Origin of the sequence: Nocardioides sp. (assembly GCF_035481145.1) — a bacterium.
In the GTDB taxonomy this organism is placed as follows: Bacteria; Actinomycetota; Actinomycetes; order Propionibacteriales; family Nocardioidaceae; genus Nocardioides.
This window is the reverse complement of the sequence record NZ_DATIHB010000092.1, coordinates 1-20,146: the sequence shown is the minus strand read 5'-3', so window position 1 is coordinate 20,146 and position 20,146 is coordinate 1. Positions and strand designations below refer to the sequence as shown.

22 protein-coding genes and 2 tRNA genes are annotated in these 20,146 nt (G+C 70.2%); 21 read left to right on the top strand and 3 right to left on the bottom strand.

The genetic code is table 11. The features are described from left to right. Positions 1 to 116: 116 nt before the first annotated feature. On the top strand, positions 117 to 725 hold the full coding sequence (locus VLF38_RS08260) for a DsbA family protein (protein ID WP_325270794.1): 609 nt from the start codon (positions 117 to 119) through the stop codon (positions 723 to 725). Here the strand turns inward: VLF38_RS08260 and VLF38_RS08255 are convergent, their stop codons facing one another. Beyond that, positions 726 to 905 carry a GPP34 family phosphoprotein gene (locus VLF38_RS08255; RefSeq protein ID WP_325270793.1) on the bottom strand — a complete coding sequence of 60 codons (180 nt, stop codon included), beginning with the start codon at positions 903 to 905 and terminating at the stop codon, positions 726 to 728. It abuts the gene before it with no gap. Positions 906 to 991: 86 nt separating this feature from the next. Between VLF38_RS08255 and VLF38_RS08250 the strand changes: the two genes are divergently transcribed. From VLF38_RS08250 to VLF38_RS08240, 3 genes are all read left to right on the top strand, one after another. Continuing rightward, positions 992 to 2,218 carry a peptidoglycan recognition protein family protein gene (locus VLF38_RS08250; protein WP_325270792.1) on the top strand — a complete coding sequence of 409 codons (1,227 nt, stop codon included), beginning with the start codon at positions 992 to 994 and terminating at the stop codon, positions 2,216 to 2,218. Between the two features lie 10 nt (positions 2,219 to 2,228). Beyond that, positions 2,229 to 4,022, top strand: a complete 1,794-nt coding sequence (gene metG / locus VLF38_RS08245) for a methionine--tRNA ligase (protein WP_325270791.1) — start codon at positions 2,229 to 2,231, stop codon at positions 4,020 to 4,022. An 81-nt stretch (positions 4,023 to 4,103) separates the two neighbouring features. Further along, on the top strand, positions 4,104 to 4,982 hold the full coding sequence (locus tag VLF38_RS08240; protein ID WP_325270790.1) for a hypothetical protein: 879 nt from the start codon (positions 4,104 to 4,106) through the stop codon (positions 4,980 to 4,982). A gap of 20 nt (positions 4,983 to 5,002) precedes the next feature. On the opposite strand, the gene VLF38_RS08235 is transcribed toward VLF38_RS08240, so the two are convergent. Then, positions 5,003 to 6,655 (bottom strand): DUF885 domain-containing protein, encoded by a 1,653-nt coding sequence (locus VLF38_RS08235; RefSeq protein ID WP_325270789.1) that lies wholly within the window; start codon positions 6,653 to 6,655, stop codon positions 5,003 to 5,005. A 33-nt stretch (positions 6,656 to 6,688) separates the two neighbouring features. Further along, positions 6,689 to 7,360 (bottom strand): nitroreductase, encoded by a 672-nt coding sequence (locus VLF38_RS08230; protein ID WP_325270788.1) that lies wholly within the window; start codon positions 7,358 to 7,360, stop codon positions 6,689 to 6,691. Positions 7,361 to 7,397: 37 nt separating this feature from the next. On the opposite strand from VLF38_RS08230, the gene VLF38_RS08225 reads away from it, so the two are divergent. The 17 genes from VLF38_RS08225 to VLF38_RS08145 all read left to right on the top strand — a co-directional run. After that, entirely contained in the window at positions 7,398 to 7,967 is a 570-nt protein-coding gene (locus VLF38_RS08225; protein ID WP_325270787.1) for a hypothetical protein, read from the top strand. A gap of 34 nt (positions 7,968 to 8,001) precedes the next feature. After that, positions 8,002 to 8,517 (top strand): ribose-5-phosphate isomerase, encoded by a 516-nt coding sequence (locus VLF38_RS08220; RefSeq protein ID WP_325270786.1) that lies wholly within the window; start codon positions 8,002 to 8,004, stop codon positions 8,515 to 8,517. Positions 8,518 to 8,523: 6 nt separating this feature from the next. Beyond that, positions 8,524 to 9,411, top strand: a complete 888-nt coding sequence (locus VLF38_RS08215; protein ID WP_325270785.1) for an Fpg/Nei family DNA glycosylase — start codon at positions 8,524 to 8,526, stop codon at positions 9,409 to 9,411. Between the two features lie 44 nt (positions 9,412 to 9,455). Further along, positions 9,456 to 10,523: a PP2C family protein-serine/threonine phosphatase gene (locus tag VLF38_RS08210; RefSeq protein ID WP_325270784.1), complete on the top strand. Its 1,068-nt coding sequence runs from the start codon at positions 9,456 to 9,458 to the stop codon at positions 10,521 to 10,523. An 80-nt stretch (positions 10,524 to 10,603) separates the two neighbouring features. Further along, positions 10,604 to 10,677 (top strand) — tRNA-Gly (locus tag VLF38_RS08205). Positions 10,678 to 10,700: 23 nt separating this feature from the next. Continuing rightward, a tRNA-Pro gene (locus VLF38_RS08200) sits at positions 10,701 to 10,773 on the top strand. 60 nt (positions 10,774 to 10,833) lie between these two features. Next, positions 10,834 to 12,219 (top strand): trigger factor, encoded by a 1,386-nt coding sequence (tig, locus tag VLF38_RS08195; RefSeq protein ID WP_325270783.1) that lies wholly within the window; start codon positions 10,834 to 10,836, stop codon positions 12,217 to 12,219. Positions 12,220 to 12,456: 237 nt separating this feature from the next. Then, complete coding sequence (locus tag VLF38_RS08190) at positions 12,457 to 13,524, top strand: hypothetical protein (RefSeq protein ID WP_325270782.1); 1,068 nt, start codon at positions 12,457 to 12,459, stop codon at positions 13,522 to 13,524. 27 nt (positions 13,525 to 13,551) lie between these two features. Continuing rightward, positions 13,552 to 14,154, top strand: coding sequence for a hypothetical protein (locus VLF38_RS08185; protein ID WP_325270781.1), 603 nt, complete (start codon positions 13,552 to 13,554; stop codon positions 14,152 to 14,154). 117 nt (positions 14,155 to 14,271) lie between these two features. Beyond that, positions 14,272 to 14,991: a hypothetical protein gene (locus VLF38_RS08180; protein WP_325270780.1), complete on the top strand. Its 720-nt coding sequence runs from the start codon at positions 14,272 to 14,274 to the stop codon at positions 14,989 to 14,991. Positions 14,992 to 14,994: 3 nt separating this feature from the next. Continuing rightward, positions 14,995 to 15,555 (top strand): hypothetical protein, encoded by a 561-nt coding sequence (locus VLF38_RS08175; protein ID WP_325270779.1) that lies wholly within the window; start codon positions 14,995 to 14,997, stop codon positions 15,553 to 15,555. A gap of 87 nt (positions 15,556 to 15,642) precedes the next feature. Next, positions 15,643 to 16,359, top strand: coding sequence for an SseB family protein (locus VLF38_RS08170; protein WP_325270778.1), 717 nt, complete (start codon positions 15,643 to 15,645; stop codon positions 16,357 to 16,359). 56 nt (positions 16,360 to 16,415) lie between these two features. Further along, positions 16,416 to 17,633, top strand: coding sequence for an alpha/beta hydrolase (locus VLF38_RS08165; RefSeq protein ID WP_325270777.1), 1,218 nt, complete (start codon positions 16,416 to 16,418; stop codon positions 17,631 to 17,633). Continuing rightward, positions 17,630 to 18,112 (top strand): SRPBCC family protein, encoded by a 483-nt coding sequence (locus VLF38_RS08160; RefSeq protein WP_325270776.1) that lies wholly within the window; start codon positions 17,630 to 17,632, stop codon positions 18,110 to 18,112. The genes VLF38_RS08165 and VLF38_RS08160 overlap by 4 nt, the downstream gene beginning before the upstream one ends. Positions 18,113 to 18,228: 116 nt before the next feature. After that, the gene (locus tag VLF38_RS08155) at positions 18,229 to 18,837 is read left to right on the top strand and encodes an ATP-dependent Clp protease proteolytic subunit (RefSeq protein WP_325270795.1); all 609 of its coding nucleotides are present in this window, start codon (positions 18,229 to 18,231) and stop codon (positions 18,835 to 18,837) included. An 8-nt stretch (positions 18,838 to 18,845) separates the two neighbouring features. Next, positions 18,846 to 19,451: an ATP-dependent Clp protease proteolytic subunit gene (locus tag VLF38_RS08150; RefSeq protein ID WP_325270775.1), complete on the top strand. Its 606-nt coding sequence runs from the start codon at positions 18,846 to 18,848 to the stop codon at positions 19,449 to 19,451. Between the two features lie 89 nt (positions 19,452 to 19,540). Next, positions 19,541 to 20,146: ClpX C4-type zinc finger protein (locus VLF38_RS08145; RefSeq protein ID WP_325270774.1), on the top strand; the 606-nt coding region annotated here is incomplete at its 3' end.

Genomic DNA, 20,146 nt, shown 5'->3' with positions numbered 1-20,146 from the left:
GAGGCCGCGACCCGCGCCGCACTCCTGGACGTCACGTCGGCGACGAACCGGATTCGCCGCCCGGCAGGGGCAGGGACAGGTCAAGGACGGCTGGCCCGGGCTGGTTGACTGGGGGCATGACGGAACGCACCCACGCCGACTTCTGGTTCGACCCGCTGTGCCCCTTCGCGTGGATCTCCTCCCGCTGGGTCATGGAGGTCGAGCAGGTCCGCGACATCCGGGTCCACTGGCACGTGATGTCGCTGGCGTACCTCAACCAGGACAAGGACATCCCCGACGACTACCGCGAGATGCTCGAGCCCGCCTGGGGCCCGGTGCGGGTGCTCCTCGCGGCGCAGCAGCGGCACGGTGACGACGTCCTCAAGCCGATGTACGACGCCTTCGGTGAGCGCATCCACCACCAGGGGCGCACGATCGACCGAGAGCTCATCGCCGAGGTGGTGGCGGCGGTCGGGCTGGAGCCGGGGCTGGTCGACGCGATGGACGACGAGTCCCTGGACGCGGCGGTCGCCAAGAGCCACCACGAGGGCATGGACGCCGTGGGCGACGAGGTCGGCACACCCACCATCCACATCGAGGGAGCTGCCTTCTTCGGTCCCGTGCTCAGCAGGATCCCGCGCGGCGAGGAGGCCGGCCAGCTGTGGGACGGCTGCGTGGCGGTCGCCAAGGTGCCCTACTTCTACGAGCTGAAGCGGTCGCGCACCGGCGAGCTCGACTTCTCCTGATCAGCTGCCGCCTGACGTCGCGGCCGTCGAGGCCACCACGGCCGTCACCACCGCGGCCTGGGCCAGCTCCACCAGGAGCGCGCCACCGAACAGCGGCCGCGCGTGGGCCGCTGCGGCCAGCCGACCCTTCTCGTCGTCCATCAGGAGCAGCATCAGGTCCTCGGCGAGCAACATCTCCATGACTCCACCATGCCGACCACCGTGCTCACCCGCCGCGGCCCGTCGGGTCGACAGGTGTGACTGGTGTGGCGCATGATGCTGGGATCATGGACACGACCACCACGGCGAGGCGCCGCTCACGGCTGCTCCTCCCCACCGCGCTGCTCGCCGTGGCGACCACCGCGGCCGCAGCCGTGTTCCTGGGCGTCCCGGCCGGCGAGCGGGACGCGGGTGGCCCGGGAACGGCCGAGCTGGTCCGGTCCGGTCGCGTCGACCTGCGGCGGGTGGAGGGCTCGCCGGTCGCGGCGGCCGAGGTGGCGGTCGCGCGCGGCCAGACCCGGATGCACACCGAGCCCTACTCGATGGTGGCGGTGACCTGGCGCGGCCAGGCCCCCCAGGTGCAGGTGAGCACGCGCGTCGGTGGTTCCTGGAGCCGGTGGCAGGACCTGGAGCCGCTCGCGGACGGACCCGACGACCTCGAGTCGCGTACGACGCAGGGCAGCGACCTGCTGTGGGTGGATAGCGCCCAGGACGTCCGGACCCGCGTGCAGGGCGCCGCGACCGACGTCCGGCTCGTGCTCATCGACCCCGGCACGACGGCGACCGGGCAGACGGCCGCGCAGGCCGCCGTACGGTCGACGCAACAGGCCGCGCACCGCACGACGCAACGGAGCGCGCAACCGACCGTCCAGCGGACCGCGAGCGCCCGGATCCCGACCGACGTGCCGCGCCCGCGCATCCGCAGCCGCAAGCGGTGGGGCGCCGACGAGTCCTGGCGCGACGGCCGCCCGCGCTACATCCGCAGCATCCGCCAGGTGCACGTCCACCACACCGTCAACAGCAATGACTACCGTCGCGCCGACGTGGCCGCCATGATCCGCGGGATGTACCGCTACCACACCTACAACCTCGGTTGGTCGGACATCGGCTACAACTTCCTGGTCGACCGCTTCGGCCGGGCCTGGATGGGCCGCGCCGGTGGCGCCGCCCGTCGGGTCCGCGGGGCGCACACGCTGGGCTTCAACCACAGCTCGACCGGGATCTCGGTGATCGGCAACTTCGACCAGCACCGTCCACCCCGCGCCGTGCTCCGCACCGTCAGCCGCCTGGCCGCCTGGAAGCTCGACATCGACGGCCGCAACCCGCGCGGGCGGATCCGGGTGCGGTCGGAGGGATCCGACAAGTACCCCGCCGGGAAGGTCGTGCGCCTGCCCGTCATCGACGGTCACCGCGACACCAACGACACCGCCTGCCCGGGCCAGCGGCTCTACGACCGGCTTCCGACCATCCGCCGCCGGGCAGCCCGTCGGATCGAGAGGTTCAGCGGCACCTAGGATTGCCGCCATGACCCACGTCCTGACTGCAGTCGCCTGGCCGTACGCCAACGGCCCGCGCCACATCGGCCACGTGGCCGGCTTCGGCGTGCCCTCCGACGTCTTCAGTCGCTACATGCGGATGACGGGCCACGACGTGCTCATGGTCTCCGGCTCCGACGAGCACGGCACGCCGATCCTGATCGCAGCCGACGAGGCGGGGGTGTCGGCGCAGGAGCTGGTCGACCAGAACCACCGCAAGATCGTGGAGGACCTGGTCTCGCTCGGCGTCTCCTACGACCTCTACACGCGCACGACCACGCGCAACCACGAGGCGACGGTGCAGGAGCTCTTCCGCGGCGTCTACGAGAACGGCTACTTCGTCGAGCAGACGACGTACGGCGCGATCTCGCCGTCCACGGGCCGCACGCTGCCCGACCGCTACATCGAGGGCACGTGTCCCAACTGCGGTGCCGACGGCGCGCGCGGCGACCAGTGCGACAACTGCGGCAAGCAGCTCGACCCGCAGGACCTCAAGAACCCCCGCTCGAAGATCAACGGGGAGGTGCCGGAGTTCATCGAGACGCAGCACTTCTTCCTCGACCTGCCGGCCCTGGCCGACGCGCTCGGCGAGTGGCTCGACGACCGCGAGGCCTCGGGCCTGTGGCGGCCCAACGTCATCCGGTTCTCCAAGAACATCCTCGACGAGATCCGCCCGCGCGCGATGACGCGCGACATCGACTGGGGCATCACCGTGCCGCTCGACGGCTGGCGCGAGAACCCGACGAAGAAGCTCTACGTCTGGTTCGACGCCGTGATCGGCTACCTGTCGGCCTCGATCGAGTGGGCGCGTCGTTCGGGTGACGCCGAGGCCTGGCGCCAGTGGTGGAACGACCCCGCGGCGCTCAGCTACTACTTCATGGGCAAGGACAACATCACCTTCCACAGCCAGATCTGGCCCGGTGAGCTCCTCGCCTACAACGGCAAGGGGTCGAAGGGCGGCTCGGTGCACGCGCTGGGCGAGCTCAACCTGCCCACCGAGGTCGTGTCGTCCGAGTTCCTGACGATGGAGGGCAAGAAGTTCTCCTCGTCGAAGAAGATCGTCATCTACGTGCGCGACCTGCTCGCGCGCTACCAGGTCGACGCGTTCCGCTACTTCGTCGCGTCGGCCGGCCCCGAGTCGCAGGACAGTGACTTCACCTGGGCCGAGTTCGTCCGGCGTACCAACGACGAGCTGGTCGCGGGCTGGGGCAACCTGGTCAACCGCACCGCCAACCTGATCGCCAAGAACTACGGCGAGCTGCCGTCGGCCTCCTCGCTGGAGCCCGTGGACGAGGCGGTGCTGGCTGCGGTCGAGGGTGCCTTCGACACCGTCGGAGCCCTGATCGGCGCACATCGCCAGAAGGCCGCCATCGGCGAGGCCATGCGGGTCGTCGGCGAGGTCAACAAGTACGTCTCCGACCTCGAGCCGTGGAAGCTCAAGGGCGAGGAGAACGCCGCGCGCCTGGCGACCGTCCTGCACGTGATGGCACAGTGCGTGGTCGACCTCAACGTGGTCCTGTCGCCGTTCATGCCGCACTCGGCCAACGTGATCGACGCGATCATGGGCGGCACCGGCGACGTGCAGCCGATGCCGTCGATCGTCGAGGCCGATGACCTCGACGGCGGCGCAGGCTACCCGATCATCACCGGCGACTACGCCTCGGCCCGTCCGTGGCGACGCCTCCCGATCGTCCCCGGCACCCCGGTCGAGAAGCCGGCTCCGGTCTTCACCAAGCTCGACCCGTCCGTGGTCGAGGAGGAGCTCGAGCGGCTCAACGGCTGACGCCGAAGTGTGGCTTGTGGCCCGCCGAGGTGGGAGTTGTGGTCACGCGAAGTGGGAGTTGTGGTGCCTAGGCTTGCACCCGTGATCGCCTCGCGCCTCGACCTCGGCACCCGCAAGTTCTGGCGCGCGGTGGGACGCGAGATCGACCTCGACGGCGAGCACGCGTGGCTGCGGGCACCGATGAGCGGCGACGCGCGGGTGCGCGACGGCTGGCTGGCGGCCGAGGCCTCGGCGTACGACGGGGTGGTCCGGGAGGACGTGCCGAGTGCGGGGCTGATCGCGGACATGCGCGAGCTCGACGGGCCCGGCTTCGACACCGGCCACCTCCGCCCGGAGATCCGCGACTTCTACGAGCACACCTCGGACTGGCGGATGGAGGTCTGGGTCGCGTGGTCGCCGGTCTTCTGGCCTGCTGGCGAGCTCATCTCGCGGGCGTTCGGCCGCCGCCTGGACCAGCTCGCGCTGCCGATGCGTCCCCTCGATGTCGCGCAGGGCATGGACAGCCGGGTCGCCGTGATCGCCGACGCCGAGGGGACCCAGCGCGCGGCCGGATGGCTCCGGACGCTCCGGACGACGGGCGACTACGTCTTCAGCGGCTGCTACTCGGTGCGGGCCCTGCCGGGCACCGACCGGGCCGGGGTACACGTGGCCTTCCCGCTCGAGTCCGGCAACGTCCAGGTCTTCCTGCGCCCCGACCACGGCGACGACGGCTCACTCTGGCTGCGGTCACCGGGGGAGCGATTCGGCGGCAACGGTGCCTACGTCGTCGCGCAGGACCGCGGCCACACCTACGCCTCGCGCGCCCCGATCCACGAGACCTTCCACCTGTACGTCGACGACGAGGGCGTCCTGCGCACGGACCACACGCTCAGCTTGTGGTCGGCCCCCGCCGTCCGGCTGCACTACAAGCTGGAGCGTCGGGCTGATCCGCCCCGTGACCACAAGTCCCACTTCGCGTGACCACAAGCCACACCTCGGCGCTAGAGGCGGGCGAGGGCCGCCTTCAGGGGGTCGAGCCCGAGCGAGCCGAGGTCGAGTGCCGCGGTGTGAAACCCCTTCAGGTCGAACGCCGACCCGGCTCGGGCCTCCGCCTCGGCGCGGGCCTCGAGCCAGATCCGCTCGCCGACCTTGTACGACGGGGCCTGGCCGGGCCAGCCGAGGTAGCGGTTCACCTCGAACCGGAGCGAGCCGTCGTCCATGCGCGAGTGGGCGCGCATGAACTCCAGCACCAGGTCGGCCGTCCACACCTCGCCGACCCGCCAGTTCCAGGGGTTCGCAGGCACCCGGAGCCCGAGGTGGACGCCGATGTCGACGACGACCCGCGCGGCACGGAAGCCCTGCATGTCGAGGAAGCCCAGGCGGTCGCCAGGGTCGGCGAAGAAGCCGAGCTCGTCCATCAGCCGCTCGGCGTACAGCGCCCAGCCCTCGCCGTGCCCGCTCACCCAGCACATCAGCCGCTGCCAGCGGTTGAGCAGGTCGGCGCGGAGCACCGCCTGCGCGCACTGGAGGTGGTGGCCCGGCACACCCTCGTGGAAGACAGTCGTCGTCTCGCGCCAGGTCGAGAAGACCTCGTGGTCGTCGGTGAAGGAGAACCACATCGTCCCTGGGCGGGAGAGGTCCTCCGACGGCGGCGTGTACCAGGCACCACCGTCGTTGACCGGCGCGACGCGGCACTCCAGCCGCCGGATCGCCGGGTCGATGTCGAAGTGGAGACCGTCGAACGCAGCGACGATCCGGTCGGACTTCTCCTGCATCCAGGCCGCGAACGCCTCCCGGGATCCCAGGTCGCGCAGGGGGTCGGCATCGAGCGCCGCCACCGCGTCCGCGACCGAACCCCCGGGCACGATCCGCGCTGAGGTGGCCTCCATGTCCGCCTCGATCCGGGCCAGCTCCTCCCACCCCCAGGCGTACGTCGCCTCGAGGTCGACTGTCGCGCCCAGGAACTGCCGCGACGCCAGCTGGTAGTGCTCGCGCCCGACCCCGTCGCCCTCACGCCCGCGCGGCGCCAGCTCGTCGGTGAGGAAGCGACCGAACTCCGCGTACGCCGACGCCGCGGCCGCCGCTGCCCCGTCCAGGTCCGCGCGGAGCGCGTCAGGTGCCGGCACGACGAGGTTGGTGAAGTAGCCGCTGCGCACCCAGCCGGCGACCTGCGCCGCGTGCTCGGCGTACTGCCGGCGGGCGACGACGCGGCCACGGCCGGCCTCCTCGAGCAGAGTGGTGCGGTAGTCCGCCAGTGCCTGTGGAATCGCGACGAGGCGGGAGGCGATGTTCTCCCAGTCGTCGGCCGTCTCCGTGGGGAGCAGGTCGAAGGACTCGCGGATCGCGTGGGACCAGCCGCTGATCACCGACAGCTCGTGGCGGGCCAGCCCCGCGTCGACGGTCTCGAGCTCGAGCCCGGTCCGCTCGAGGAAGGCGTCCTTCGCCACCTGCTCGCGCTCGTCGGTCGGCGTCGCCGCCGCGACGGCCGCATACGCGGTGCGGACCAGCGCCTCGCGTGCGGCGTGGCCGTCGGGGGAGAGGTCGGGCAGCTCGTGGTCGTGGCCGGTGATGCCCACCGCGGTCGCCGTGATCGGGTCGAGTGCGGCGACGTCGTCGACGTAGGCACTCGCGAGGTCATCCACTGGACGCGTCATGCCCGCAAAACTAGACCCCTGCGAAACCGGTTTTCAGTGGAAGCGCACGGCGTCGGCCACGTCGGCGCGCGCGGTGCGGAAGCCATTGACGGTGGCCTCGCGGTCCGGGAAGCCGAAGGAGACCCCGAAGACGACCATCCGGTCCTCGCCGAGGCCGAACCACTCGCGGAAGAACGCCCCGTAGGAGGCGAGGGCTGCCTGCGGGGCCGCGCCGAGCCCGAGCGCCTCGGCGCCGAGCAGGAACGACTGCAGCCAGAGGCCGGCGTCGACCGCGCCGTACGGCCCGAGCGCAGCGGGTGTGTGCACGAGGGCCACGTGCGGAGCCCCGAAGAACTCGAAGTTCCTCAGCATCTGCACGAAGCGGGCGTCCTTGTCGTCACGCGAGATACCGACCGCTTCGTACAGCTGGAAGCCGCACGCGCGGCGCCGGTCGCCGTACACGTCGGGGTAGGACGCCGGCCACGCGAGGTCGGGGGACTGCGGCGAGGAGAGGACGTGCTCCAGCAGCGCCTCGCGCAAGGAGACCAGGGCGTCACCCGACACGACCTCCACCTGCCACGGCTGGGTGTTGCACCACGATGCCGAGCGCTGGGCGGCGGCCAGCAGATCGCCCAAGGTCGCGTCCGGCACAGGCGAGGAGGTGTAGGCGCGGCAGGTCCAGCGGGAGTCGAGGAGCGACGCGAGCGTCGCGAAGGCGTCAGGCACGCGCCGATCGTGACACGCCACCGGCTAGCGTCGCCTCATGACCGCCGAGATGTACCTGCCGCAGTTCGTCGTCAAGCAGAAGCTCACCTTGATGGTGAACCGCTACGAGATCTCCACCATCGGCCCGGACGGGAAGCCCGGTCAGCTGATGGCGTTCGCGGAGCAGAAGCGGATGGCGTTCAAGGAGCAGGTGACCTTCTACGCCGACGCGTCGAAGACCCGCCCGGTCTTCGGCTTCAAGGCACGGAAGGTGATGGACCTCGGCTCCGGCTACGACATCACCGACGAAGCCGGCCAGCCGATCGGCTTCTTCCGCAAGGACTTCGGCGCCAGCTTCCTGCGCTCGACCTTCCACCTCGAGGGGCCGGGCTATGCCGGCACGGGCCAGGAGCGGTCGATGCTCGTGGCGATCCTGCGGCGCTTCACCGACGTGCCCTTCTTGCCCGTGCACTTCGACTTCGTCGGTTCCGAGGGCCGGCCGATGCTCACCAGCGAGCGCCGTGTGAGCGTCGGTGACCGTTACACCGTGACCGTGCCCGACCAGCGGGTCGACTTCCGGGTGGCGGCTGCCGTGGCGGTCGCGCTCGACGCACTCATGGCCCGCTGACGACGGGCCGCCCGGCGTACGGGAGAATGGGGCCATGCGCGTTCACCTCGGCAGCGACCACGCCGGCCTCGAGCTCAAGGACCACCTGATGACGTGGTTGGTCGACCACGGCCACGAGGTCGTCGACCACGGCCCCTTCGTCTACGACGCGCTCGACGACTACCCGGTCTTCTGCCTCCGCGCGGCCGAGGGCGTCGCGGCGGAGCGGGCTGACGGCCAGGACAGCCTCGGCGTCGTCATCGGCGGCTCCGGCAACGGCGAGCAGATGGCGGCCAACAAGGTCATCGGCATCCGAGCCGCCCTGGTCTGGAACGACGCCACCGCCCAGCTCGCCCGCGAGCACAACGACGCCAACGTGATCTCCCTCGGCGGCCGCCAGCACACCCTCGACGAGATGACCCGGTTCATCGGCATCTTCCTCGCCGAACCGTTCCCGGGCGACGAGCGCCACGTCCGCCGCATCGCCTTGATGAGCGACTACGAGGTCACCCGCGAGCTTCCGCCGCTGCCGGAGAGCGCCCTGCAGGGTTCCGCCCCCTCCGACAGCTGACGCCTGATGCCCGAAGGGCACACCCTCCGACGACTCGCGCTCGACCTCACCGCTGCCTTCGGCGGTGAGGTCGTCGCCGTCTCCAGTCCGCAGGGCCGGTTCGCCGCCGACGCGGCGGAGATCGACGGCACCGAGCTGGTCGGCGCCGACTCCGCCGGCAAGCACCTCTTCATCGAGTTCGCGGGGGAGCGGTTCGTCCACATCCACCTCGGGCTGATCGGCAAGCTCGACGTACGCCGCGGTCCGGCCCCGCCTCCCGTCGGGGCGGTCCGCCTTCGCCTGGTGTCGCGAGGTCGTCCGTCTGAGGCCCTCCGACCTGGTGGGCGTGAGGCGGACGATCCCGGGTGGTACGCCGACCTGCGCGGCGCCACCCGCTGCGACCTGGTCGACGCCTCCCGCAAGGCGGCGGTGATCGCCCAGCTCGGCCCCGACCCGCTGCGCGCCGACGCCGACCCGGAGAAGGCCTGGCGCCGGATCGCTGCGAGTGAACGCTCGATCGGCGACCTGCTCATGGACCAGGCCGTGCTCGCAGGGGTCGGCAACGTCTACCGTGCCGAGGTGCTCTTCCGGCACCGGATCGACCCGCAACGACCCGGACGCACGCTGCGCAGGGCCCAATGGCAGGCGATGTGGGACGACCTCGTCGCGCTGATGGCCGAGGGGGTGCGGCTCAACCGCATCGACACCGTCCGTCCGGAGCACACCCCGGAGGCGATGGGCCGCCCGTCCCGGGTCGACGATCACGGTGGCGAGGTCTACGTCTACCGGCGGGCGGGTCAGGAGTGCCACATCTGCGGCACACCGGTCCGCACCCAGGAGCTCAAGGGACGCAATCTCTTCTGGTGTCCACGTTGCCAGCCGACTTTCCGCTCGCGCGCCCGAACTGCACCGTAGGGTGATCCCACCCACCAGCCAGCGCCCGTGAACTCGAGGATCCCGTGGCCACCGCCCACCGCATGACCAGCCTGACCGGCTTCCGGCGTCGCCAGGAGGCCATCCGGTTGCTGCTCTGCGCGGCGTTCGGACTGCTCTGCGCGGCAGCGGTGACGGGGTGGCCGGAGCAGCTCAGCGTCTCGGTCTTCGCGCTGCCGCTCTTCCTGGCCAGCTTCCTGCTGGGGCCGCGGAGGCTGCCGTGGTACGTCGTCGGCCTGCTCGGGGTGGAGCTGGTGGTCATCGCAAGCCTCGGCGACGTCGACGGCCGCATGACGACCAGCACCATCGTGCTGTTCGCGCTGGCCCTGATGGTGCTGCTCACCTCGTTCCGCCGTTCGCAGCTGGGGGTCACCGGCTTGCGGGGCGAGTCGATGCTGGTCGACCTCCGCGACCGGATCCTCTCGCAGGGCATGCTGCCGCCCCTCCCCGCGGAGTGGTACGCCGAGACCGCGCTGCGGTCGGCGGGCGGCACGCCGTTCGCGGGTGACTTCGTGGTCGCCTCGCGGCCTGGCAACGGCCGCCGGCTCGAGCTCGTGGTCGTCGACGTCTCGGGCAAGGGAGAGGACGCCGGCACGCGCTCGCTGCTGCTCTCCGGGGCCTTCAGCGGCCTGCTCAACGCGTTGCCGCCGGGGGAGTTCCTGCCTGCGGCCAACGACTACCTGATCCGGCAGAATTGGGACGAGGGGTTCGCCACCGCGATCCACCTGTCGCTCGACCTGATCTCGGGTGACTTCGCGCTCCGCGCCGCCGGGCACCCGCCGGCCGTCCAGCGCTGCGCAGGATCGGGTCGATGGACGGTGCACCCGTCCGAGGGCGGCACGGTCCTCGGCGTCCTCGAGGACGCGCTCTTCCCTGCTGTCACCGGCCAGCTGCGCAAGGGCGACGCCCTGCTGCTCTACACCGACGGCCTGGTCGAGAACCGCAGCCGCGACATCGCGATGGGAATCGACCGGCTCCAGGGCCAGGGCGAGCGCCTGCTGCGCAACGGGATCGACGACGGCGCCCGTCGGCTCATCGACAAGCTCGGTTCGCGCAACGACGACCGCGCGCTGCTCCTGGTCCACCGGCGCTGACCTGAGTTCTGCGGTGTGGGCGCCGTATGGCAACATGGCACCGCACATCTGGGCCCCGGAGACGGGGCGCGGAGAGGCACGCGGATGTAGCTCAATGGTAGAGCTCCAGTCTTCCAAACTGATTACGCGGGTTCGATTCCCGTCATCCGCTCCAAGGGCCCGTGAAGGGCCGCTTGGCGGGGCGTAGCGTAGTGGCTAGCGCGCCTGCTTTGGGAGCAGGAGATCGCAGGTTCGAGTCCTGTCGCCCCGACAGCCCCACAATGCACCACCCCGACTCCCTGCATCATCCCCAACACCGAGGAGAAACACGGTGAAGAGCGCCGTCGAGACCCTGAACCCGACCCGGGTCAAGCTGACCGTCGAGGTCCCCTTCGAGGAGCTCAAGCCGAGCCTCGACGCGGCGTACAAGAAGGTCGCTGCACAGGTCAACGTCCCCGGTTTCCGCAAGGGCAAGGTGCCGCAGGCCGTGCTCGACCGCCAGGGCTACCGCGGCTTCGCGCTGGACGAGGCTGTCAACGAGGTGCTTCCGCGCGCCTACGGCGAGGCCCTCCAGGAGAACGACCTCGAGCCGCTCGGCCAGCCCGAGATCGAGGTCACCAAGTTCGAGGACAACGCCGCGCTCGAGTTCACCGCCGAGGTCGACGTCAAGCCCGCGATCACCCTTCCGTCGTACGACGGCCTCGAGGCCGAGGTCGAGGACATCGTCCTCTCCGACGAGGACGTCGAGGAGCAGATCGGTGCCCTGCGCGAGCGCTTCGGCACGCTGCAGGACGTCGAGCGCGCTGCGGCCGACGGTGACTTCGTCACGATCGACCTGGTCGCCAAGAAGGACGACGAGGTCGTCGAGGGCGCCGAGGTCGCCGGCATGTCCTACAAGGTCGGCCGTGGCGGCATGCTCGACGGTCTCGACGAGGCCCTCACCGGCATGGCCGCGGGTGACGAGAAGACCTTCGACTCCGAGCTCGTCGGTGGCGAGCTGGTCGGCGAGGCCGTCCAGGTCACCGTCAAGGTCACCGGCGTCCAGGAGCAGGAGCTCCCGGCGTTCGACGACGAGTTCGCTCAGCTGGCGTCGGAGTTCGACACCGCCGACGAGCTGCGCGAGGACGTCCGCACCCGCCTCGGCAACGGCAAGCGCCTCGAGCAGGCCGCTGCCGCGCGTGACGCCGTCCTCGAGAAGCTCCTCGAGCAGGTCGAGATCGCGCTCCCCGAGTCGATCGTCACCGACGAGCTCAACGCCCGCCGCCAGCAGGTCGAGCAGCAGCTCATGTTCGCGGGCCTCTCCATGGAGAAGTACCTCGAGGAGGAGGGCCAGACCCAGGAGGAGTTCGAGGCCGAGCTCGAGCGCCGGGTCCGCGACGCGATCGCCGCGCAGTTCATCCTCGACGAGGTCGTCAAGGCCGAGGAGTTCGGCGTCGAGCAGCAGGAGCTCACCAACCACGTGCTCATGCGCGCCCAGCAGCAGGGCCAGGACCCGCAGAAGGCCTTCGAGCACCTGCAGGAGCACCCGCACCACATCCAGGAGTACGTCCAGGAGATCCTCCGCGGCAAGGCGCTCGCCTCGATCGTCGAGGGCGCGACCGTCAAGGACGCCTCCGGCAACGTCGTCGAGCTGAAGAACCTCCGCCCCGACGGCACCATCGGCGAGCCCGAGGCTGCTGCCGAGGAGTCCGCCGAGGAGGAGCAGGCCGACGCCTGATTCTGCATCGCCCACGCGCCGTTCCCGCTTCTCGGGAGCGGCGCGTGGCGCATTTCGGGACCTTCCGGACCAGCTGTAACGCGGTGTCCTCGTGGCTTCTGCGCCGCTGCAACCCCGCAGAAGCCACGGGAACACCGCGTTACAGCGGCAGTTTTCGGCGTGATCCCCACCGCAGTGCCCGCGTGACACGGGCCGCAAGCGGTGCAGCGAAGGCCTCCGCGGTGGGACACTGGAACCGTGAACGCGTCGCCCCTGGTCCCTCTCGGCGACGACGAGTACGCCGTCACGCTGCCGCCCGGGCAGCACAGGGGGCATCCTGACGCGCCCGACCCGATCCGCGCCGCCCAGCAGACGGCGCAGCAGCTGGGTGAAGGGATCGCGGGGCGTGTGCAGTTCGGCATCGGCCTGATCCGCGGTGCGGCGGGCCTCGGCCTGCGCCTGGTCGCGCTGGGGCGCCGCCCGCTCGCGCTCGCCGCCGGCCCTCTCGGCCGCCAGCAGGTGCTCGAGCGCGACAAGCTCGTGCGCCCACCGGTCGCCGTCCGGTTCCTCGACGAAGACCTCGAGCTCGAGCGCGATGAGCTCGCCGTGGCGTACGGCGCGGAGGTCGATCCGATCGAGGCCGGTGACCATCTCGTCGTCTTCGTGCCGCAACCGGGCGAGGACGAGCGCTCGTGGCGCCGTTCGGTCGAGGAGATCGGCGGCACCTACGCCTCGCGGCTGGCCGGACTGCTCGGCTGGACCCCCGTCCAGCTCCGCGTCGACGACACGGTCGGCATCGGCAACGCCGCGGTCGAGCTCAGCGGCGTCCTGCAGGAGCTCGTCGAGGCCTGGCCGACGGCCGTACGCCGGATCGCGATCGTCGCCCACGGCACCGGTGGCCTGGTCGCCCGCGGTGCGCTCGGGGTCCGGGCGCCCGGGGAGCGGCCCTGGGCCGACCTGGTCACCGAGCTCGTCGCCCTCGGGACGCCCCACCTGCAGGCCGCGCCCCAGCGCTTCGCCCGCGAGGCGGGCAGGCGGCTCGAGGAGCGCCTGGCCGGCATCCTCGCCGCCGACGAGGAGATCGTGGACGTCCCGCCGCGCCGCGGTGTCCGGTACCTCCTCGTCACCGACCGGGCGATGGGGATGCCCAACCCGGCCGGTGCCGTCCTCGGCGGCATGCTCTGGTGGCGGCAGCGAGCCATGCGCCAGGTGCGGCGCGCACGTGACCTCTTCCCCACGGCCGAGCGCCACGAGGTCACGATCGGCGCCCAGTCGCTCGCCAACCACCCCGAGGTCCACCGCAGCCTGATGGACTGGCTACGGTGAGCGTTCAGCCTGCCTGAGGGGGAGTGCGTGGAACGAGCAGACCTGAAGCAGATCCTGAAGGAGTACGACCTCGGGACAGTCGTCTTCCTCGATGAGGAGCCGAGCCGTCCTCGCGCGTTCGTCGTGCAGCCCGCGGAGGATCGCTGGCTCGTCTTCCGCACGGGCAGACAGGGCGAGACCCTTCCCGGCACGGAGGCGTCCTTCGAGGCGGAGCCGGAGGCGCTGGCGCACGTGGTCGCAGTCCTGCGCGAGGAGGCGGCCGAGCGCAGGCGGTCCGCAGAGGCGGCCGCGCAACAGCGAAGCCGGCGCCGGCTGCCACCGGCGAAGCCGGCGCTGAAGAAGCTGCGGGCCACGCTCGCGGAGATCCGTCACTTCCTGCAGGCCAACGGTCTCGGCTCGGAGCTCGGCCGGATCGGTTCGCTGGCAGCGCTGGCGGCAAGGGAGGACGAGAGCGCGACCGACGTCATGCTCGCCGCCGCTCGTCTCCACACCGGGATGAGACGGGTGCCGCGGGACGGTTGGCGCGACCTGTACGTACCGACTGCGTCCGGGGCGGTCGACCGCAAGGCGACGGCGCGGCTCGAGCAGCTGAAGCAGCAGCTGGCTCGCCAGCTCGATCCCTGGACGTAGCAGCGGCCGTGGGGTAGTTCTCCCCATCCCGATCACGCCGTGGCGCCATTACGCTGCACCTGCAACGAATTTTCGGGACCGGCGCAGCTGCGTCCGGTGGGGGAGGAGGTCGACGTCGTGGGAATGATGCTTCCCAACGAGCTGATCTGGATCATGGACAAGCTCGGCTTCGAGTGGCCGGACCTCGACGAAGACGAGATCCGGCGCGGCGCCGACCTGGTCCGTCAGTACCGCGACGACCTCGAGTCGATGATCATGCGGGCCGACAACCGGATGAACGGCGACCTGCTCCAGGCGAGCTCGAGCCAGACGGCACTGGCCTTCTCCGATGGCTGGAACCAGAATCGCTCACAGAACCTGCAGCAGCTCCTGGACAACGTCGGACCGGTGGCGGGTGGCGTCGACCTCTTCGCCGACGCCGTCCTGGCGCTGAAGATCAAGGTCATCGCCGACGTGACGATCACCGCTGCACAGGTGGCGGCAGCCCTTGCCAGCTCCGTGGTGACCCTGGGAGCGGGAGCTGCGGCTGCGGCGGCGCTCATCATCGCCCGCAAGAAGCTCATGGACATCCTCATCGACACTGCGGTGGAGGAGCTGATGGGCCAGATGCTGCCGCTCGTCATCCAGCCGCTCGCCGAGCAGATCCCGGCGGTGCTCAACGCTGTTCTCGACGCGCCGATCGTGACCGGCGCCGTGGGCGACATCGGGGAGTTCCAGGCGGACCTCGACTCCCTCGAGCTGGCCTCCGCGGACACCGCCCAGGACGCTGCGGATCACCAGATGCTCACCTCACAGCTCCTGTCGGATCTCCACTCACTGAACATCACGGGGGGCTGAGCAGTGCGAAGGGAACATTGGGACCGCGTCTTCGAGCCGCTGGTCAACGCTGCGCGCAAGGCCGGCGACGACATGGCGTGGTTCTCGCACAAGCAGAAGGAGCATCTCGACCGCTTCGTCAACGCCGTGCGCGACAAGGACTCCGAGATGAAGGACTGGGAGTTCCACCCGCACAACAAGGGGCCGCTCGACGACGACATCGCCAGCACCTTCTCCGGAAGCAACTACGACGTCCATGTGCTCGACGAGGACATGGTGCTCTTCCGGGCGGGCGACAAGAAGTACGCCCTGGGTTCGTTCTGGAGCGAGAACCCGCCGTGGGGTGAGATGCAGACGCGGATGGACTATGCGGTTGAGCGCTGGTGGAGGGACAAGGACGGAAACGTCACGGGCGAGTCCATCCTGGAGCGGGGCTACGCCGTGCACGTCCCGAAGGGGACGACCATCTACATGGGCCCGACAGCAGGCCGCGGGGACTTCATGCTCGGTGGCGCGACCCAGATCTACCTTCCGTGGAACACACCCGGTCTCCAACCCCTGGCCCACTGGGACCTCGGATGGTGACCGCACCATGCGGCGTAGCATCGCGCGCGTCCACTCGCCTGATCCGGCGATCCAGCCACATCATCGACGAACGGGGAGCACCCGACCATGACTGACGAGGCACGTGTCCCGATGCCGGACGGCGTCGATCTCGATCGCGCGATCAGCGAGGCCAAGGCCGGCCGGCTCGGTGCGCAGGAGTTCGCCGAGGTCCTGCGGGGGGCCACGCTCATGCTTGCCCTGACCGACCGTGAGGAGGCGGGTGACACCGACGCGGTGCTGCCCTTCGTCGTGGAGATGGACGACGACGCCTGCGGTGTCGCGTTCACCTCACCCGCACAGTGGGACACCTTCCGTGCCCAGGGTGCCTTCCTGCTGGTCACCGGTGGAGACCTCATCAAGACCTGGCCCGAGGGCCTGGGCCTGCTCCTCAATCCCGGGTCGGAGCCGGCGATGATGCTGACCGCTGCGCAGCTCGCCGGGCTGCTCGGTGGAGCCGTCGGGACCCAGTCGGTGCCCGCGGGGACGGCGCTGCGGATCGGTCGCGCCGAGCAGCAGGTCCCGTCCGAGGCGGTCGACCTCCTTCGGCACGCGGTGCAGGCTGACCCCACGGTCCGAGCGGTCTACCCCCTGTCGGTCGCGCAGGGCGACGCGGCTCCCGAGCTCGTCTTCGGGGTCGAGGCGTCGACACCCGGGGCGCGGCCTGCGGAGTCGTTCGCGGCAGCGATGCAGCGGGTGGACGCCCGCTTCGGTGGCGTCGCCTTCATGGACCTGAGTGACTCGCTGCTCGCATCGGCCCGCAAGCATGCCCCCGCCATCACCTGAGGCGCTGTGACCCAGAACCAGTGGACAACTGTTCACTGAAACCGGACACTGGGGGCATGAACGCGCTCGAGCCTGCCCACGCACCCGTCAGTGGCACGGTCGTCACACCCGCGAGCACCGGCGGCGCCACGCTCCACGGCACTGGTGCCCTCGCTGCGACGTACGCCGAGGACCTGCTGCTCGGCGCGGTCCGCGACACCCATCTCGCGATCGCCAACCGCGTGTGGGGGCTGGCCAACCCGCTGACCGCCGGCGCTGCCAAGCCGTCGCAGATGGTCCACGACCGGATCGCCGGGACGATCTATGCGACCTTGGGGGCGAGCCTGCGCACCGGTGCGAGAGTGCTCGAGAAGCAGGACCGACGGGGGAGAGGTCGCCGCACCGAGGAGTTCCGCTTCGGCCGGCAGGTCACGAGCGTCGTCAACGGCCTGATCGGCGACAGGCTGCTCGAGGACGGCAACTCCGGCGCGATCCGGATGGCCGTGCGCCGCGACGGGCACGACGTAGCCCTGACGCCGGAGGCGCTCGCCACGGCGTTCCCGCAGGCGACCGGGCAGGTCGTCGTCTTCGTGCACGGCCTCATGGAGCATGACGAGCACTGGGACCGCAGGGCCGACGAGCTCCCGTCGTACGGCGACGCGCTCGCCGCGACGGGCGACTGGACGCCTGTGCGACTGCGGCTCAACACCGGCCTGTCGATCTCCGAGAACGGCGTCGCGCTGGCGGCCCTGCTCGACCAGTTGCTCGACGCCTGGCCCGTCGGGCTCGAGCGCCTCGCGCTCGTCGGCCACTCCATGGGCGGCCTGATCATCCGGCGTGCGTGCGCGGTCCACACCGGCCATGCGACCCCCTGGCAGGAGCGGGTGACCGACGTGGTCTGCCTCGGCACCCCCCACCTTGGTGCACCGCTGGAGCTGCTCGTCCACCGGGGCTCGCGCGTCCTGAGCTCGGTGCCGGAGGTCCGTGCCTTCGCGAAGATCCTGGACACCCGCTCGATCGGCATCGCGGACCTGCGTCGCGGCGTCCGCGACGAGGTCGCCGCGCTGCCGCACGCCCGCTACCGGTTGGTGTCGGCGACCCTCGGGGCCACGCCGTTCCACCCGCTCAGCGTGTCGCTGGGCGACCTGCTGGTGCGGCACCCCTCGGCCATGGGACGCTCACGCGGCATCGACCTGTTCCCCACCGCGAGCAGGCTCCACCTGCCCAACACCGACCACTTCGGCTTGCTCAACCATCCCGAGGTGCACCGCAAGCTGAAGGAGTGGCTCGCATGACGCGTCCGCCCGCACGAGGTACCGCCGACCGCGAGCTGCGCGCCGAGGTCCGCATCGACGCAACTCCCGACGAGGTCTGGGCAGCGCTCACCGACTTCGAGAAGCTGGCCGAGCGGAGCCCAGAGCTCGTCCGGATGGTCCCGCTGAAGCGCGGTGGCCTGCGCGAGGGGCAGTGGTACCTCGGGGTCAACCGGCGCAAGGCAGTCGTCTGGCCGACCCGCAACGTCGTGAAGACCGTCGAGCCGGGCCGGACCCTGGTGTGGCACACCGCGACCAGCGGCGCCACCTGGATCAACGAGCTCGAAGCCGTCGACGGTGGCACCCGGCTGGTGCAGCGTCGCCCCGTGCCACGCCTGACCTTCCTCAGCCGGATCACGGCGGGCACGGTGCTCGGTGGGGGCGCGCAGCACGCCGACGAGCTCGAGGACGGCATGGCGACGACGCTGGCCCGGCTCAAGGCGGAGATCGAGAAGGGCTGACGCTGACGCTGCGCCGACGAAATCTGCTGTCGGCGAACAGCCCGGTGTTGCCCGTGGAAATGTCGGTGACCGCGGCTACTGTCGGCGACGTGAACCTGATCTCCAGCAGCCCCCAGATGAACGGCGGCGGCTCGCCGTCGTACGGCCTCGATGCGGATGTCTACCAGCGCCTGCTGCGCGAGCGCATCGTCTTCCTCGGCTCCGAGGTGCGCGACCAGAACGCCAACGCGATCTGCGCGCAGCTCCTCCTGCTCTCGGCGGAGGACCCGGAGGCCGACATCTTCCTGCACATCAACAGCCCCGGTGGCTCGGTCGACGCGGGCATGGCGATCTACGACACCATGAACTACATCCCCAACGACGTGGCGACCGTCGGCATGGGCCTGGCCGCGTCGATGGGCCAGTTCCTCCTCTGCGCCGGCACCAAGGGCAAGCGCTACGCCCTGCCGCACGCGCGGATCATGATGCACCAGCCGTCCTCCGGCATGGGTGGCTCCGCCTCGGACATCAAGATCCAGGCGCAGCAGTCGCTGCACATCAAGAAGGTGCTGCTCGACCTCATCTCCGAGCACACCGGCCAGACCGTCGAGCAGGTCACCAACGACGCCGACCGCGACCGCTGGTTCACCGCCGACGAGGCCAAGGAGTACGGCCTGGTCGACCAGGTCATCCGCTCCGCCAAGGAAGCCGTCGACCAGGGCCGACCCGCCCACGCCGAGAACTGAGGACCGCCATGAACTACTACATCCCGCAGTGGGAAGAGCGGACCTCTTACGGCATCCGCCGGATCGACCCGTACGCCAAGCTCTTCGAGGACCGGATCATCTTCCTCGGCACCCCGATCAGCGACGACGTGGCCAATGCGGTCATGGCGCAGCTGCTCTGCCTCGAGTCGATGGATCCCGACCGTGACATCCAGATCTACATCAACTCGCCCGGTGGTTCGTTCACCGCGCTGACGGCGATCTACGACACGATGAAGTTCATCAAGCCCGACGTGCAGACCGTCTGCCTGGGCCAGGCGGCTTCCGCAGCGGCGATCCTGCTCGCGGCCGGTGCGCCCGGCAAGCGGCTGGCGCTGCCCAACAGCCGGATCCTGATCCACCAGCCCTACACCGAGGGCACCTTCGGCCAGACCTCCGACATCGAGATCCAGGCCAACGAGATCCTCCGCATGCGTGAGCTGCTGGAGAAGATGATCTCGGAGCACTCGGGCAAGGACATCGACCAGGTCAGCCGTGACATCGAGCGCGACAAGATCCTCACCGCCGAGGCGGCCGTCGAGTACGGCCTGATCGACGCGGTGCTCGAGTCGCGCAAGGCTGCGGCGTTCGTCTGATGAGAAGTCGGTTTCTCCGTGTCGGGCCCGTCGGGGGCCCGACCGGAGGTACCGTCGACAAGCAAGAGTGTTGAGAGAAGAGGAACCCCGTGGCACGCATTGGTGACGGTGGCGACCTGCTGAAGTGCTCCTTCTGCGGGAAGAGCCAGAAGCAGGTCAAGAAGCTCATCGCGGGTCCGGGTGTCTACATCTGTGACGAGTGCATCGATCTCTGCAACGAGATCATCGAGGAAGAGCTCAGCGAGGGCACCGAGGTCGGCCTCGAGGAGCTCCCCAAGCCGCGGGAGATCTTCGAGTTCCTCAACTCCTACGTCATCGGCCAGGAGCAGGCGAAGAAGTCGCTCGCGGTCGCGGTCTACAACCACTACAAGCGGGTCCAGGCCGGCGCGACGCTGGCCGGCAAGCACGCCAAGGACGACGTCGAGGTCGCCAAGTCCAACATCCTCGTCATCGGCCCGACGGGCTGCGGCAAGACCTACCTCGCCCAGACCCTCGCCCGGATGCTCAACGTGCCGTTCGCGATCGCCGATGCGACCGCGCTCACCGAGGCCGGTTACGTCGGCGAGGACGTCGAGAACATCCTGCTCAAGCTGATCCAGGCCGCCGACTACGACGTCAAGAAGGCCGAGACCGGCATCATCTACATCGACGAGATCGACAAGGTGGCCCGCAAGGCGGAGAACCCCTCGATCACG

Bases quoted from the DNA above. Each gene is read 5' to 3' on its own strand.
- VLF38_RS08165 (WP_325270777.1), top strand. From the start codon at position 16,416: ATGAACGCGCTCGAGCCTGCCCACGCACCCGTCAGTGGCACGGTCGTC.
- VLF38_RS08155 (WP_325270795.1), top strand. From the start codon at position 18,229: ATGAACGGCGGCGGCTCGCCGTCGTACGGCCTCGATGCGGATGTCTAC.
- VLF38_RS08215 (WP_325270785.1), top strand. From the start codon at position 8,524: ATGCCCGAAGGGCACACCCTCCGACGACTCGCGCTCGACCTCACCGCT.
- VLF38_RS08250 (WP_325270792.1), top strand. From the start codon at position 992: ATGGACACGACCACCACGGCGAGGCGCCGCTCACGGCTGCTCCTCCCC.
- VLF38_RS08170 (WP_325270778.1), top strand. From the start codon at position 15,643: ATGACTGACGAGGCACGTGTCCCGATGCCGGACGGCGTCGATCTCGAT.
- VLF38_RS08235 (WP_325270789.1), bottom strand. From the start codon at position 6,655: ATGACGCGTCCAGTGGATGACCTCGCGAGTGCCTACGTCGACGACGTC.
- metG (WP_325270791.1), top strand. From the start codon at position 2,229: ATGACCCACGTCCTGACTGCAGTCGCCTGGCCGTACGCCAACGGCCCG.
- VLF38_RS08150 (WP_325270775.1), top strand. From the start codon at position 18,846: ATGAACTACTACATCCCGCAGTGGGAAGAGCGGACCTCTTACGGCATC.
- VLF38_RS08225 (WP_325270787.1), top strand. From the start codon at position 7,398: ATGACCGCCGAGATGTACCTGCCGCAGTTCGTCGTCAAGCAGAAGCTC.
- VLF38_RS08255 (WP_325270793.1), bottom strand. From the start codon at position 905: ATGGAGATGTTGCTCGCCGAGGACCTGATGCTGCTCCTGATGGACGAC.
- VLF38_RS08220 (WP_325270786.1), top strand. From the start codon at position 8,002: ATGCGCGTTCACCTCGGCAGCGACCACGCCGGCCTCGAGCTCAAGGAC.
- VLF38_RS08160 (WP_325270776.1), top strand. From the start codon at position 17,630: ATGACGCGTCCGCCCGCACGAGGTACCGCCGACCGCGAGCTGCGCGCC.
- VLF38_RS08260 (WP_325270794.1), top strand. From the start codon at position 117: ATGACGGAACGCACCCACGCCGACTTCTGGTTCGACCCGCTGTGCCCC.